The organism is Falsirhodobacter sp. 20TX0035 (assembly GCF_028307215.1).
Classification (GTDB): Bacteria; Pseudomonadota; Alphaproteobacteria; order Rhodobacterales; family Rhodobacteraceae; genus Falsirhodobacter.
The window spans coordinates 1-15457 of sequence record NZ_JAQMHV010000006.1 but is presented as its reverse complement, the minus strand read 5'-3'; the positions used below and the strand labels follow the sequence as shown (position 1 = coordinate 15457).

At 62.4% G+C, this 15457-nt stretch carries 12 protein-coding genes and 1 pseudogene; 12 read left to right on the top strand and 1 reads right to left on the bottom strand.

The features are described from left to right. Positions 1 to 136 precede the first annotated feature (136 nt). From PIJ50_RS08910 to PIJ50_RS08855, 12 genes and pseudogenes are all read left to right on the top strand, one after another. A pseudogene (locus PIJ50_RS08910) lies at positions 137 to 546 on the top strand (transposase); the annotation flags it as partial. 117 nt (positions 547 to 663) lie between these two features. After that, positions 664 to 1569, top strand: coding sequence for a LysR family transcriptional regulator (locus PIJ50_RS08905; RefSeq protein WP_271974533.1), 906 nt, complete (start codon positions 664 to 666; stop codon positions 1567 to 1569). A 91-nt stretch (positions 1570 to 1660) separates the two neighbouring features. Next, the gene (locus PIJ50_RS08900; RefSeq protein ID WP_271974531.1) at positions 1661 to 2845 is read left to right on the top strand and encodes a CaiB/BaiF CoA transferase family protein; all 1185 of its coding nucleotides are present in this window, start codon (positions 1661 to 1663) and stop codon (positions 2843 to 2845) included. A gap of 3 nt (positions 2846 to 2848) precedes the next feature. Continuing rightward, on the top strand, positions 2849 to 3766 hold the full coding sequence (locus PIJ50_RS08895; protein ID WP_271974530.1) for a hydroxymethylglutaryl-CoA lyase: 918 nt from the start codon (positions 2849 to 2851) through the stop codon (positions 3764 to 3766). 47 nt (positions 3767 to 3813) lie between these two features. Beyond that, positions 3814 to 5136 carry a GntP family permease gene (locus tag PIJ50_RS08890; RefSeq protein ID WP_271974529.1) on the top strand — a complete coding sequence of 441 codons (1323 nt, stop codon included), beginning with the start codon at positions 3814 to 3816 and terminating at the stop codon, positions 5134 to 5136. Between the two features lie 156 nt (positions 5137 to 5292). Continuing rightward, a complete protein-coding gene (locus tag PIJ50_RS08885) occupies positions 5293 to 6030 on the top strand; it encodes an IclR family transcriptional regulator (protein ID WP_271974526.1) in 738 nt (245 codons plus the stop codon). 230 nt (positions 6031 to 6260) lie between these two features. Beyond that, a complete protein-coding gene (locus PIJ50_RS08880; RefSeq protein ID WP_271974524.1) occupies positions 6261 to 7355 on the top strand; it encodes an ABC transporter substrate-binding protein in 1095 nt (364 codons plus the stop codon). A gap of 46 nt (positions 7356 to 7401) precedes the next feature. After that, positions 7402 to 9117, top strand: a complete 1716-nt coding sequence (locus PIJ50_RS08875; RefSeq protein ID WP_271974522.1) for an ABC transporter permease — start codon at positions 7402 to 7404, stop codon at positions 9115 to 9117. Then, the gene (locus tag PIJ50_RS08870; protein WP_271974521.1) at positions 9110 to 10186 is read left to right on the top strand and encodes an ABC transporter ATP-binding protein; all 1077 of its coding nucleotides are present in this window, start codon (positions 9110 to 9112) and stop codon (positions 10184 to 10186) included. Before PIJ50_RS08875 ends, PIJ50_RS08870 begins: the two co-directional genes overlap by 8 nt. A 1-nt stretch (position 10187) precedes the next feature. Then, entirely contained in the window at positions 10188 to 11354 is a 1167-nt protein-coding gene (locus tag PIJ50_RS08865) for a CaiB/BaiF CoA transferase family protein (RefSeq protein WP_271974519.1), read from the top strand. Further along, positions 11351 to 12223 (top strand): HpcH/HpaI aldolase/citrate lyase family protein, encoded by an 873-nt coding sequence (locus PIJ50_RS08860; RefSeq protein WP_271974517.1) that lies wholly within the window; start codon positions 11351 to 11353, stop codon positions 12221 to 12223. The genes PIJ50_RS08865 and PIJ50_RS08860 overlap by 4 nt, the downstream gene beginning before the upstream one ends. After that, positions 12220 to 12387 carry a hypothetical protein gene (locus PIJ50_RS08855; RefSeq protein WP_271974515.1) on the top strand — a complete coding sequence of 56 codons (168 nt, stop codon included), beginning with the start codon at positions 12220 to 12222 and terminating at the stop codon, positions 12385 to 12387. Before PIJ50_RS08860 ends, PIJ50_RS08855 begins: the two co-directional genes overlap by 4 nt. 1638 nt (positions 12388 to 14025) lie before the next feature. Here the strand turns inward: PIJ50_RS08855 and PIJ50_RS08850 are convergent. Next, positions 14026 to 14376, bottom strand: coding sequence for a hypothetical protein (locus tag PIJ50_RS08850; protein WP_271974514.1), 351 nt, complete (start codon positions 14374 to 14376; stop codon positions 14026 to 14028). Positions 14377 to 15457 lie beyond the last annotated feature (1081 nt).

Here is a 15457-nt window from a genome sequence, read left to right as displayed (position 1 = left end):
CCGCCAGCGCAAGGCATGCGACGATGAAAACGACGACACGTCCACATGTCGTGGCTTTCGGCCGATTGTAACGAAAAACATCTGTTGATGGCCGGGTTTGGCCCTGATCCACTCATAGACGGTGGAGGTGATCGGGATGATGGGATCGCGGCAGATGGCGCAAGGCGCACTCGTCTACGAGTTCTCGCTGGAGGATCACATCCCGCAGGACCACCTTATCCGGGCCATCGCCCGGTTCGTGGATCTGGGCGACATCCGTCAGCATCTGGACCGTCCTACCGCAGCACCGGCCGACCGTCGGTCGATCCAGAGCTGATGATCCGCATGCTGCTGATCGGCTACGGCTTCGGCATCCGGTCGGAGCGGCGGATCTGCGAGGAGGTCCATCTGAACCTCGCGCACCGCTGGTGCTGCCGGCTCGACTTGAACACGGCGGTGCCGGATCATTCGACCTTCTCCAAAAACCGGCATGGCCGCTTCCGCGACAGCGACCTGCTGCGTCAGGTTGTCGAAACGGCCGTCCGACGCTGCATCGCAGAGGGGTTGTCCGCCGACCTTCGACATCCCTAAGAGATCGGCGGCTGACTTTGGGATTTAGCAGGGCCGCCCCTGCACGGAACGTAACCATTGCCGTGACACCGTTTCTGCAGTTTGACATGACCCATGACATCCATTTTGCCGCCCGACCGTCTAAGCCTGACCAGTCTGCGCATCTTCGTCGCCATCGCGGAGGAGCGGAATCTGACCCGTGCGGCCGGGCGGGAGGCGATCGCCTTGTCTGCGGCCAGCAAGCGGCTGGCGGATCTGGAGGCCGATTTCGGGGTTCGCCTGCTGGACCGGACCCCGCGGGGCATGCGGCTGACGGCAGCGGGGGAAAGCCTGCTTCATCATGCGCGACGGGTTCTAGGGGCCGCGCAGGATCTGACGGCGGACATGTCCGACTTTCGCAAAGGCGTGCGCGGTCATGTGCGCCTTCTGGCGAACCTTTCCGCCATCGTCGCCTATCTGCCCGAGGATCTGGAGCGATTCTTCCTGAATCATCCCGATCTGCGTGTCGATCTGCAGGAACGTCCCAGCCTCGAGGTTGTGCGCGGGGTGGAGGAGGGGCAGGCGGAACTGGGCATCTGCTCCGCCCATGCGGACCTGCAGGGGCTGACGGTCGTGCCCTACAAGACGGACGATCTCGTCGTCGTCATGCGGGCGGATCATCCTTTGGCGGGGCGGGGACCGCTGGCCTTCCGGGACACCCTGGCGTTCGATCACATCGGCCTGCATGCTGAAAGCTCCATCTTCATGCGGTCTCAACGGGCGGCACGGGACGAAGGAATGTCTCTTCGCCGCCGCATCCATGTTCCGGGGTTCGACGCCGTGTGCCGCACGGTTCAGGCGGGTCTGGGCGTCGCGCTCATTCCCGCACCGGTGTTCGGCATCCTCGGCTCGTCGATGTCGCTGCACGCCGAAGCCCTGACCGACCCTTGGGCGCGGCGCGAGATCGTCATCGTCCACCAGTCCGCGCGCCCGCTGTCCGCCGCCGCCGAACGGTTGCACGACGCGCTGCGACGTGGGTGACCCTTCGCGATCGGCGAAGGCGTATTCCTGCATCAGGAATGGAGGGTTGGCCCGAATCGCCATATCCTTTGGTGGGAAGAGGAGGATCGACATGTCTGGACCATTGGCCGGCCTTCGCGTGCTGGAAATCGGCACGCTGATCGCGGCACCCTTTGCCGCACGGATGTTCGCTGAATTCGGGGCCGAGGTTATCAAGGTGGAACAGCCGGGATCTGGGGATCCGCTGCGCCGTTGGCGTAAGATGCACAAAGGAACCTCGCTTTGGTGGTATCTTCAGGCCCGAAACAAGCGGTCCGCCGCGCTGGACTTGAAATCCCCCGAAGGACTGGAAGCCGCGCGCGATCTGGCCGCAAGCGCCGACGTGGTGATCGAGAACCTGCGCCCGGGCGGGCTGGAGAAGCTGGGCCTGGGCTGGGACGTGCTGAAGGCGTTGAACCCGGACCTCGTTCTGGTGCGCATCTCGGGTTATGGGCAGGACGGCCCTTATCACGACCGCCCCGGCTTCGGCGCCATCGGCGAAGCGATGGGCGGCATCCGCTACACCACCGGCGATCCCGCGTCGCCCCCGGCACGCGTGGGTGTCAGTCTCGGCGATACCCTCGCCTCGCTGCACGGAGTGATCGGGGCGCTGATGGCGCTGCTGCACGCCCGCTCGAAGGGGGGCGGGCAGGTCGTCGACGTGTCGCTGACCGAAAGCGTGTTCAACGTGATGGAAAGCCTGATCCCGGAATACGCGATGTTCGGCCTTGTGCGAGAGCGGACCGGCGGGGCACTGCCCGGCATAAGCCCCTCGAACACCTATCAGACGCGCGATGGCGCCTATGCCGTGATTGCCGGAAACAGCGACGCGATCTTCCGTCGCCTGATGATGGCGATCGGACGTCCCGATCTGGCCGAAGACCCGGCCTTGGCCACCAATGATGGCCGGGTCGCGCGGAATGCCGAACTGGACGCGGCAATCCTGAGTTGGACCTCGGTCCGGGAAATCGATGAGGTTCTGGCACGGCTGGAGGCGGCCGAGGTGCCTTCGGGGCGTATCTACTCGGCGGCCGACATCGTCGCCGATCCCCATTATCAGGCGCGCGACATGCTGCTTTCGGCGGCCTTGCCGGATGGCACCGCCGTGACCTTCCCGGGCATCGTGCCAAAGCTGTCCGAAACGCCCGGCCGGATGCGGTGGGTGGGCCAGACGCTGGGGCAGGACACGCGCGCGGTGCTGGAAGACCTCGGCTATGCGCCGGATCGTGTGGACGCGGTGACGGCAGGGAGGGGCTGAGCCATGGCAGACGTGTTCCTGCAGGAGGTTGGCCCCCGCGACGGGCTGCAGATGGAAGCCGTCTTCGTGCCCACGGCGCAGAAGATTGCGTTGATCGATGCACTGACGGCAACTGGCCTGTCGCGGGTGGAGGTTTCGAGCTTCGTGTCGCCCAAGGCGGTTCCGGCGCTGGCCGATGCGGCCGACGTGTTCGCCGGTATTGCACGGCGTCCGGGCGTGATCCATGTGGCGCTCGTGCCGAACGCCAAGGGGGCCGAACGCGCCATTGCGGCCAAGGCCGATGAACTGAACATGGTTCTGTCCGTCAGTCGCACGCACAATCTGGCCAACATGCGCATGACGCCGGAGGAAAGCCTTGCAGGGTTCCGCGACATCGTCCGCATGGGCAAGGGGGCGGGCGTCCTGTTGAACGGAACCGTCGCCACCGCCTTCGGCTGCCCGTTTGAAGGGGCCGAACCGCCGGAACGGGTGCTGGAACTGGTGCGCCTTTATCTCGAGATGGGATGCACGGGTGTCACGCTGGCGGACACGACGGGCATGGCCAACCCCCGGCAGATCGAGGACCTCGCGGGCGCAGCCCTCTCCATCGCCGGAGCGGGAGCGTTGACGCTGCATTTGCACAACACCCGCGGGCTTGGGCTGGCCAACGTCTTCGCTGCCTGGCGGGCGGGGGTGCGGCGGTTCGATGCGGCCTTGGGCGGATTGGGCGGTTGCCCTTTTGCGCCCGGCGCGTCTGGAAACATCGCCACCGAGGAGACGGCGGCGATGTTCAGCGAGATGGGCGTTGACACCGGCCTCGACCTGCGGGCGCTTCTGGAGGAGGCGCGGGGGCTTGCCGCGATCGTTGGCCACGATGTGCCCAGCCAGCTGACCAAATCCGGGCTTGTAGAAGACCTGCATCCGGCGCCCGCCCCGCGCTGAGGAGGCGCGGGGCGATCTGAGACGTCGATCCTTTGGGAGGAGGAATCGTGCCTGAACTTCTGGTTCTCGCGAACGCGATGTTCGCGATCGTTCTTGTCGTGCTGCTTGTCATTGTCGTGCGGGTTCACCCCTTCATCGCACTGCTGGTGGGGCCGATGTATCTTGGCCTCAGCTCTGGTCTGGGTTTCGTGCCCACGATCACCGCGATCACCACCGGCTTTGGCGAGTTGATGGGGGAGATCGGCCTGCTGATCGCCTTCGGCATCATGATCGGCAGCTTCATGCAGCGCATGGGCGCGTTCCAGCGCGTCGTCGATCTGCTGACCAACCGCATGGCCCCCGGCCGCATCCCGTATGCGCTGACCGGTGTCGTAACGGCCATTTTTCCCGCGATCTACACGGATGTGCTGCTGTTGATGGCCACACCTCTGGCGCGGCGGATCGCGGCCCGGATGGGGCCGGAGGGGGTTCCCGTCATGGCGGCGGCCACTTCGGTCGGGATCTATCTGGCGCTGACCTTGGTCGTGCCAGGTGTGGGCGCACTTGCCTTGGCGGCGATGCTGGGCGTGGATCTGGGCACGATGCTGTTGTTCGGCCTGATCGTCGCCTTGCCCACGGGCTTCATCACGGTCTTCCTCGTGACGCGGCTGGCCAGGCGGGGTCTGTGGGATCCGGCCCTGGACGAAACGACCGACGCGACCGAGGTGGTGGACGAGGACGTGCGCCCCATCTCCTTGCGGATGTCCCTTCTTCCCGTTCTCGTACCGATCGCAATGATCGCGGCGGGCGCCGTGGACCGCGCGCTGGGTCTGGGAAATCCCATGCTGACCGCGGTGGGCAACTCCACATTTGCCTTGTTCGTCGGGATGGTGATTGCCCTTCTCATCGCCAAGGCGCGTCTTCCGATCGAGGTCCGCCTTGATGCGATGTCCGGGGCCTTCGCACAAAGCGGGCAGATCCTTCTGCTGACGGGCGTGGCAGGGTCGCTGTCGGCGGTCGTTGCCCTGACTGATCTCGGCGACATTCTGTCGGGATACTTCTCGGCCGACACCTCGGCACCGCTGGTTCTGGTCTGGCTGATAGCCGCCGTGCTGCACATCGCCATCGGGTCGGTGTCGGCGTCCGCTATCACCTCTGCGGCTCTGCTTGCCCCTGTCGCACAGACCTTGGGGATCTCACCGGTTCTGATCGCCTTGGCCGCAGGATCTGGCGCGCTGTTTCTTGTGCATGTCACGAGCAACAGCTTCTGGATGATGTCGAGCCTTATGGGATTGACCGTCCGCGGCACGCTGAAAGGGCTGAGCTTGCCGGTAAGTCTGGCATCCCTCGTGTCGCTGCCCATCATCTTGCTTTTGTCGACGGTGCTGTAAGGGATTCCGGTCAATCAAAAGCATGAAGAAAGCGGCCTGATAGCTCCTTGGCTGCCGGCCCGCACCAGCATTGTGGAGCGATGAGCGACCATCCTCCAAGCTGGAACAGGGTTGAACATCATGCTACGCTTGTTCAGTATTTGGAACGGAGCGGTTATGAGCGGACGTGGTGTCGAACGGATACTGGATCTGGTGGAATGGTTCGCCGTGACACCGGGCGCCGTCTCCCTTTCGCAAGTGTCGACGGCGCTGAGCATGCCCAAGTCAAGTGCACTGCAAATGCTGCGGACACTCAATGAAAGAGGCTACATCGAACGCGATAACACAGGCCGCTATTTACTGACCCGACTCCCCGGGGAAATCACGGCCTTCGGAAATTCACACGGTGCGCTTTTGGCACTTGCGGCTCCTTTGATCGCCCGGGCGGTGGACGAAGTGGGGGAAAGTGGATTCCTCGCCGTGTTGGAGGGCAGTGAGATTCGCTACCTCAACAAAATCTTGCCGGCCCGGGAAATTCGATATGACCGGGACATGTCGATGACCCGTCCGGCACACAAGGTCGCGAGCGGGATCGTCATCTTGTCGAATGCGGCGGCGGAGGTCTTGGAGGGGATCAACGCGCGTTTGTCTGCAAAGGACAGAGCGGACCTTCAGGCAGCGATAAAGGGCGCAAAGCGCGATGGGTTCTACATGAACGCACATGGCGTGGTGGAAGGAGCGGCAGGCGTTGCGGCCCCGGTTTTTGACGCCGAGGGTAGGGTCGTCGGCGCGATTAACATCGCCGGACCCCAAGGCCGCATGGCGGCGGCGGCCGAGCGGGTGAGTGCGACAGCACTTTCCACAGCGCGAGCCGTCACGGAGGAAATTCGGAGACGTGCCATTCACGCTCACTGACGTCTCGACGCTACAGTCCATCTGCGAAAGCCTCCCCTTCCGGGAGGCTTTCTCCTTTCATGCGAAAGGATGTTGACCCCGTTCAAGATGGAGTTCAATATGAAGAATATGTTCACAATAGTGAACATTAAGTATTTCGCGACGTGGCATTCGGACGACTGCTATCCCCAACCAGGCCGTGGAGGCGGCATTGATTGGGGAAGGTGAAAGACTTGTTCTGGGAGGAACGCATGAAACTGCAACTTCGTCATATGATCACCGCGGCCGTGATCCTGCCTGGGGGCGTACTGGCGCAGCAGCTGCCGGATTATTATCCCGCCAATTATTCCGCTATCGTCGAGGGGTCGCGGTCCGAGTCCGGACTGACCATCTATTCCAACATGGCCGACAACAACTGGCAGCCGATTCTGGATGGCTTCAAGGCCGAGTTCCCGTGGATCAATGTGGAGACGATCGATCTCGGCTCCGGCACCGTTCATTCCCGCTGGGAGGCGGAGAAGGGATCGTCGAGCCGGACTGCCGACGTGCTGGTCTCGGGCGCGAACGATCGCTGGGCGAGCTATGGCAAGGACGGGCTGATGGAGCCCTATGACAGCCCCGAATTCGCGCATCTGCCCGCTTTCGCGCATCCCTATCCGGGCGTGGCGGTGATGTCCGCGGACCCGCTGGTCATCACCTACAACGCGGCCCTGCTGTCGGACGAACAGCGCCCTACGGGCTTCGCCTCGCTGATCGCCGCGGCCGAGGCCGATCCGGGCACCTTTGACGCGCGCATCACCACCTATGACGCGGCCCGCAATTCTTTCGGGCTGGCGGCGTGGTGGAACTACATGAACGTCAAGGGCGACGAGGGCTGGGACAACCTTCGCAAGATCGGTCCGATGATCCGGGGCGAAACCTCTGGCGGGCCGATGAACGAGAAGATCGCGACCGGCGAATACGTCATGGGCATCGCGGTGTCGGGCATCACCATCTTCCCGCGGCTGGAGCAGCCCGGCGGCGAGATCCTGGGCTTTGCCTTCCCGGACGATGGCACAATCATGATGCTGCGCGGCCTCGGCATTCCCAAGGGCGCGGCCAACATGAACTCGGCCAAGCTGTTCGTCGACTATGTTTTGTCCACCGAGGGGCAGACGACGGTGGGCAAGGGCGGTCTGGTCCCGTATCGGGAGGATGTGCCGGAGGATCAGGTCCGCTACACCTACCAAGGGATCGCCGAGCAGATTGGCGAGGACAACCTGATCATCGCGGGCTTTGACGAGCGTCTGATTACCGAGGCCGGTCCCTTCGTGGAAAAGTGGAACGCGGCGCTGGCCGGCAACTGACATCGCGGGTGGCCCTGCGCCACCCGACCTTCCAAGGACATTTCCGATGACGGATATCAGCGATACCGGCCCCCGCCGGTCGATCGACCGGTCACGCCTGATCTTCTGGGGCGTCACAGCCCTGACGACGGTGCTGGTCGCGGGGCCGATTGTGCCCATCATCATCCAAGCCTTCCTCGACAAGCCGCTCTACGACACCACAGCAGGCTTCACGCTGGGCAACTTCACCCGCCTCGCGTCCGAGCCGGGGATGGCGCGGGTGTTCCTCAACACGCTCTATTTCGGGGCGCTGACGATGGTGCTGGCGCAGGTCTTCGGCGCGGTCATGGCGGTGCTGGTGGGGCGGACGAACCTGCCCGGACGCCGCTGGATGGGCGAGATCTTCATCTGGCCGCTGTTCGTGTCGAACCTCGTGATCGCGTTCGGGTGGTTCACGATGTATGGCCCGTCGGGATTTATGACGCTGGCGGCGAAAAGCTACCTCGGCGGGGCGCCTTGGAACCTTTATTCCGTGACGGGCATGGGCATCGTCGCGGGGCTGAGCCAGGCGCCGCTGACCTACCTCATGTGCCTTGCCGCCGTGACGAAGGCCGATCCTCAGTTGGAGGATGCCGCGCGTTCCGCCGGGGCGGGCCCCGTCCGCGCTCTGTGGTCGGTGACGATCCCGATGATCCGTCCCGCCGTCATCTATTCCGCCGTCCTGAACTTCGTCGTGGGCATCGAGATGCTGGCGATCCCGCTGCTCTTCGGCGGCCCCTCCGGGATCCAGACGGTGACGACGTTCCTGTATGACAAGGGCATCAACGCCGCGGTGCGTCCGGAATACGGCATCGTCGGCGCAGCGGCGATCCTGCTGCTGATCCTCGTGGCGCTTCTGGTGTGGTTGCAGGGATACCTGATGCAAGCGTCGGGACGCTTCGTGACAGTGCGCGGCAAGGCCAGCCGCCCGTCCACGCTGGATCTGGGCAAGTGGCGCTGGCCCGCCTTCGCCTTCGTGTTCAGTTTTATCTTCTTCACCATCCTGTCGATCTTCGGCGGCATCTTCCTGCGGTCGACGGTGACGTTCCTGACGCCACTGATCCCGTTCTGGAAGGTGCTGACAACGGCAAACTTCGATCTGGTGTTCAACTCCTCCACCTATGTCCGTTCCATCGTGAACTCGGTGCTCGTCTCCACCATCGGGGCGGCGCTCGGCACGTTCTTTATCGTCGTGATCGCGCTGGTCGCCCGCCGGTCTGAGTTTCGGTTCCGCCGGCCCCTGGAATACGTGGCGCTTTTCCCGCGCTCGCTGCCCGGCATCATTGCGGGCCTTGGCTTCTTCTATGCGGTGATCTGGTTGCCGGGCGCGGATGTGATCCGCGGCACGATCCTCGTGCTGATCATCGCCTTCATGGTCCGCTACATCCCGGTGGGCTTTGGCGCCATTGCCCCCGCCTTGGCCCAGATCGGCGAGGAACTGGACCGCGGGGCCCGCATCTCGGGTGCGGACTGGTGGACCACGGTGACGCGGATCATCATGCCGATCCTGAAGCCCGCGCTTTTCAGCTGTTACGCGCTGCTGTTCATCCACTTCTTCAAGGAATACGTGACCGCCGCGTTCCTGTACCAGCCGGGGTCCGAGATCATCGGCACCACCATGCTGCAGCTTGTGGCGCAGGGCGACAATGGCCCCGTCTCGGCCCTCGCCACCATCCAAGTCATCATCACGGCGCTGTTCGTCATCCTTGCGCGCCGCCTGCTGGGAGCCAAGATCTATGGCTGATCTCGTCCTTGAAAACCTGACCATCAAGTATGGCGCCGTCACGGCGGTTGAAAACCTGAACATCCACGTCGCCTCGGGCGAGTTCCTGACCCTGCTGGGGCCGTCGGGCTGCGGAAAGTCCACGTCGCTGTTCGCGGTGGCGGGGCTGAACCACGCAACTTCGGGCACGATCCGGGTGGGCGACAAGGTGCTGTTTGACGGCAATCCGCGCAACACCGTCCCACCTGAACGGCGCAACATCGGCCTCGTCTTCCAGTCTTACGCCCTTTGGCCGCACAAGACGGTGGCCGACAACCTCGCCTTTCCGCTGATCCTGCGGAAGATGGGCAAGTCCGAACGGGAGGAACGCATCAAGGAGGCCCTCGGCCTTGTAGAAATGCTCCCCTATGCCGAACGCTATCCGTTCGAACTGTCGGGCGGCCAGCAGCAGCGCGTGGCGCTGGCCCGCGCGCTGGTTTATCGCCCGCCCTTGCTGCTGCTGGACGAGCCGTTGTCGAACCTTGACGCGAAGCTGCGCGAACGCGCCCGCGTCTGGCTGCGCGAGTTGCAGGAGCGGCTGAAGGTGACGACGATCTACGTCACCCACGACCAGTCCGAGGCGCTGGCCGTGTCCGACCGGATCGCTGTGATGAGCATGGGGCGCATGCGCCAGCTCGGCTCCCCCCGCGACATCTACGAACGGCCCGCCGACAGCTTCGTCGCGGATTTCATCGGCTCGTCCAACTTCCTTGACGCCACGATGATCGAGGCGGGAACCGAAAGTGCTCGCGTGCGGCTGGTCGACGGAACCGAGATCGTGACCGCCCCCGGCCGGGCGTCAAAGGACGGATCGCTGGTCGTGGCCATCCGCCCCGAACGGATCGAGGTCGTGTCCGAGGTGGGTCCGAACTGCCTGCGCGTCCGCGTGGACCAGAAGGTCTATCTTGGTTCCGTGTGGCAATATGTCGTCCGCTCGGGCGAGATGGAGTTCCGTATCCAGACCACGTGGGAAATCGACGCTCCCACCGTCATCGTCCGCATCCCGCCCGAACACTCCGCCGTGTTCGCCGAGAAGTTCGGGAGCAGCTGAGATGATCCGTTTTGATCCCACACTGCGCGGTCCCCTTCACGGGGTGCGCGTGATCGACCTGTCCCGCCTTGTTGCCGGCAACATGATGTCGTTGCAACTGGCCGATTTCGGCGCCGACGTCATCAAGATCGAGCCGCCGCAGGGAGACCCGCTGCGTGATTGGCGCGATGGGGGGCAGTCGCTGCACTGGAAGACCTACGGGCGCAACAAGCGTTCCATCGCGTTGAATCTGCGCGAGGCAGGGGCGATGGCGGTGCTGCGCCGCCTGCTGGAAACCGCCGACGTGTTCATCGAGAACTTCCGTCCCGGCACGTTGGAAGAAATGGGCCTTGGCCCCGGCGTTCTGGCCGAACTCAACCCCCGCCTGATCACCGTGCGCATCTCGGGTTTTGGGCAGACGGGGCCTTACGCCAAGCTGCCCGGCTTCGGCACGCTGGTGGAGGCGATGAGCGGCTTCGCCTCGCGCACGGGCTTCCCCGACCGCGAACCCGTACTGCCCCCGCTGGCGCTGGCCGACATGATCGCCGGCATCACCGGGGCCAACGCGGCGATGATGGCGCTGTTCGCCCGTGAACGCGGCGACGCGCAGGGCCAGGTGATCGACCTGTCGCTGCTGGAGCCTATCTTTGCCGTTCTCGGGCCTGAGGCCGCGATCTACCGCACGACCGGCAAAATCAAGGAGCGCTCCGGCTCGGCGTCGAACACAGTGTCGCCGCGCAACGTCTATCGCTGCGGCGACGGCAAGTTCGCGGCGCTGTCGGGATCGACCCAGACCGTCGCGATGCGCATCTTCGACGTGATCGGCAAACCCGAGATGAAGTCCGATCCGCGCTTTGCCACCAACGTCGCCCGTGTCGCCCATCGCGACATCGTGGACACCGCCGTGGCGCAGTGGTTCCTCGCTCGCCCGCGCGACGAGGCACTGGTCGGAATGCGGGAGGCGGGGGCGACGGTCGGCCCCGTCTACGATATCGCGGACATCGCTCAGGACGCCCACTTCGCCGAACGCGGGATCATCGTCGAGGTGGAGGATGCCGAAAACGGCCACCTGCCGCAGCACAACGTCTTCCCGCGCCTGTCCAACACGGCAGGCGGCTTTCGCCGCGCCGCGCCCGGGATCGGTGAGCACACGGACGAGATCCTGGCAGAACTGGGGATGACCCTATGATCCGCTCCCTCCTCTATGTGCCAGGCAACATACCCCGCTTTCTGGAAAAGGCCGGGCAGCGCGGCGCGGACGTCGTCATCATCGACCTTGAAGATGCCGTTCCCGAGGCCGCTAAGACTGCGGCGCGCGAAGCGTTGACCAGCAGCGTGCCGATGGCAGGCCGCCGTGTCTTCGTGCGTGTCAACATGAACGAGCGGCTTTTCGACGACGCGGCCGCGGCGGTGCGGGCGGGGGCGGAGGGGCTGTATCTGCCTAAGGTGGCCCATGTGGACGTGCTGCATGATCTGGCCGCCCACCTTGCCCCGCTGGAAACCGGGCGCGCGCCCATCGACTTCGTGCCACTGATCGAGGACTCCGAAGGGTTGTTTGAAGCCCGTGCCATTGCGAAGGGGCCGCGCGTTCTGGCCCTGTCGTCGGGCGGTGAGGATCTGGCGACCTCCATGGGGGCCAAGCCCACCGCCGAGGTGCTGCGCGTGCCGAAGCTGATGATCCATTATGCCGCAAAGGCGGCGGGGGTCATGTCCTTCGGCATGTTCCGCAGCACGGTGGACTACACCGATCAAGCGGCGATCCGCGAGGCGGCGCGAGAGGCGCGCGACTTCGGCTTCGACGGTGCGAGCTGCATCCATCCCGCAGTCGTCCCGATCCTGAACGAGGGATTTACACCCTCCGCCGACGAGATTGCCTGGGCACGGCGCGTCGTCGAAGCGAACGCGATCGAGGCCGCGGCCGGGCGGGGTGCATTCACGCTGGACGGCAAGTTCATCGACGCGCCCATCGTGACGCGAGCCGAACGCCTGTTGTCAGTAATTGACCGCCAGCCGCATCCCGGTGGCCCGGTTTCCTTTCTGAAAGGCTTCTGTTCATGACCACCATCGGCTTTCTGGGTTTCGGCAAGGCGTCCTTCAGAATCACGGACGGGCTGCGCGATGAGGGCGATGGTGTGCACGCCTTCGATGCCGCATGGCAGACCCCACCCGCCAGCCAGACGCGGAAATTTATCGTTGTGGGGTGCTTATCCTCTGGAAGATGATGCAAGGAGCGTTCAATCAGATGAAGTAAGCTTGACCTGCGGGAGCCCTACTCGCCGTCAAGTCATTCCTTGATGTAGCGCTTTGGCGGCTTTGCGCGGATCTCGTTCTTGTTCAGATGGGCGCCGATGAGAGTGAGGTTGACCACCGAGTTTTCGTTCCCGATACCGCGCGTCTGCAAGTGTTGCTTCGGGAAAAAGTGGTGGCAATTTTTAGATGAGGCGATCTTTAGGCAACTGTTGTCGAGGATGACCCGACCATTGTTGTTGAAGTTGTTCGGCTGGGCAGACGCGATCAGGCAGATGACGCCTTTGCAGAGCGAGTTGTCGCCGCCGGTGATCAGCGCACGACGGCCCGGCAGGCGGTTGGAGCCGACATAGCTCTCTTCGCCATGATCGGGCGGGTGTCATCTTGCTGGCGAGGCCCGGCCATTGCTGCTGCTGCGCCTCGAACGGCGTCTGGGGATAAGCCGTTTGCGGGTTGCGCATCTTGGTCAGGGGAGAGGTCTGGGCTGTGCCTCCGTCGGTCTGCGCCTGCGCCGCCCCGGCAAGGCCCGCAGCGGCGAAGCCCCCGACCATCCTGCCCCTGGCAGGGAGTGCGCCCGAGCGAGCTCATCACCTTCCTCCGGCGCAACGGCTTCGCCATCCGCCGGATGCCGAGGCCGTGGCGCGGAACTCAGGTGAGGATGACGGCCGCCGACCGGCGGGAGTTCCACGCGCGCTTCATCAGATTCCGCAGGCTGGGCGTGGCGGCAGGGATGGACTGAGACACCCTGCACGCACGCCTGAACGCTGACAGGATCACGCCCGCGGACGGTGGCGCACGCATCTACGACCGCGCCGCCGTCGCCCATCTTCTATGATAAACGGCCTGCGTCACAATTGGTCTTGACGCCCTTGCGCACGCTATTGCGGTCGTTGGCGCACGCTTCTCCTGTTTCTGGCAACAACTGTCAAAGAAAGGAAAAGCGTGCGCAGGACGTGCCTGACGGCTGATTCTGAGAATCGAAAAAGTATTTCGATTCAACTGGTTAACATCTCTCTGATTGGCCACGAAAAGCAATAGCCTGCGCAGGAAAGGAATAGCATGCGCATGCGTAAGTATCTGGTTATATTGAGGATTCGGTGTGGTCAACGTTACCCGAATTCTTGGTCATGACGAAGGTCTAGTCAACAATAAGAAACTGGCGGTTGATTTGCTGACGCCCGAGCCTCATGGTCGGGGTGTCTGCGCAGAAGCGCCTTAACAGCCAAGGCAGTCATTAGGCCTTTGGACCTCCCCTCGTTTGTAAGCGGTGCTCCTCCTCACTCTGCAATAATCCATGGCCAAATTGCTCTTCTGGCATGAAGACCCGCTCTACCGGCATGCTTGACTGGACCCCACAGCTCTGGCGAAGACACACTCGCTGGACCGCGGCTTATTGCAGTCGTCGATGGCACTACTCAGCCCGGGATTTGATGCGGGCCCTATGGCGGTTGCCGGAGAAAAGGTAAGGGCCGGCCTCCGACCTGCAGGCACCGCGCGACACAGGAAGGTGGCGCGAAAGCGCCGTCAGCGTTGAGTGAAAAGGTTCCATAGCTCTCGGTTAAGCGTCATCGCAGGCGCTTGCGTTTTCAGAAGGGGCGAACCCGGAACCCGGATCAATGCGCGACCCGTTCACCGAGTTGAATCGTGACGCCACCGGTCTCATCAATTGCGTAGGAGACGATTTCGTAGACTGCGATCAGCATGCCGGACCCGAATAATTTTTGGTTCTCATCCTTTCCACCCTGCCGGACCAAGGCATACTTGCTCACCTCAAGAGATGCGGTGAATTGCTGGTATTTTTTAAGAAAGCCGTTGCGAGGCCCTTCGAAGGGGTCATGGTATATCTGCTTGGGACCGATCCGTGCGCTATGAAGAATCGGAGCGTTGCTTATGTCGAGGCCTCGGCCTTTGGCATATCCGATCCAAGCCGAACGATACGAGAAGCCAGTATTCAAATCTTTCATCTTTATCATCCGTGGGTCTCCAGGTTTGGTCGCCATTGTTCTGTATATATAGTAAAGCACACCAGGTGCGAGATCCGCACGTTGGAGTCGAGCTGACATGGCATAAACCTCCCTATCAGACTGGAAGAACTCACCTGCAACACCGGAAAAATTGATTCAGAGCCACGTTGTGATGGAGATCAGCAAAAGGAGGACTTCAAGCGCACTTTTCGTTCTTCTGCCAGCTAGAATAGATTGCTCGGGGGATAGTCGCTTTGTATAGGTATGCAGCATGCCAATGGTAAAAAGTAGATTGGTGCCGACCCCAGAAACATGCGGCTATGCTAGGATTCGCGCGTATTCATCTGTGGTAGGACGTGAAGAAAGCTCGCTCAAAACCGTGCCATGCCTTGAAGCAGTGCACCCTAATCTCCTAAAAATTTTTGCACTGTCAGAATAAACACGAACAGCACTTCGCAAACGATGGTGTCGGGCTCTCTTACTTTTTGGATTGCTCGTCCTCTCCTCGCTGTCACGAACTGAAGTAATCTGTTCATTTATTGCATGGACATGACTGCGCAGATGAACGAAGTCGGATATCATATCTGACGGAAGGCGCGACATGTCGAATTCACGCATTCCGAGAATCATCTCAGACGTGCGATTTCCTTGGAGCGACAATCTTCTTAGTGGGTTGTTCGGTGTGAGAGCAATTTCTAAACGTTCACTCACGGTTTCGAGGGCTTCAAACGCAAGTCGATATGCTGCTTGGACATGTAACCTGCTACCGGCATCAATTATATCTTGTTGAGCTTTTTTCTGAGCGTTGGCTATATTGAATCCGAAAATGATTGCAAGGATTGCACCCACAGCTTGAACCCAAGCTTCTAATTCCCCGTCGAACATGCAGCGAAACAAGAGTGCAGAAGGAAAAGATATTAGTAGCACTGCGAGCGCAGTTCCGACTACGGGGAGTTGTGACTTAAAATCCCGCGATGTATTTCAACATTTGACCGTTATAATCATAGGTTCTGCGCCTGATCCGTTCGCGCTTGAGCAGGTTGAAGAAGCTTTCGGCGACGGCGTTGTCATGGCAGTTGCC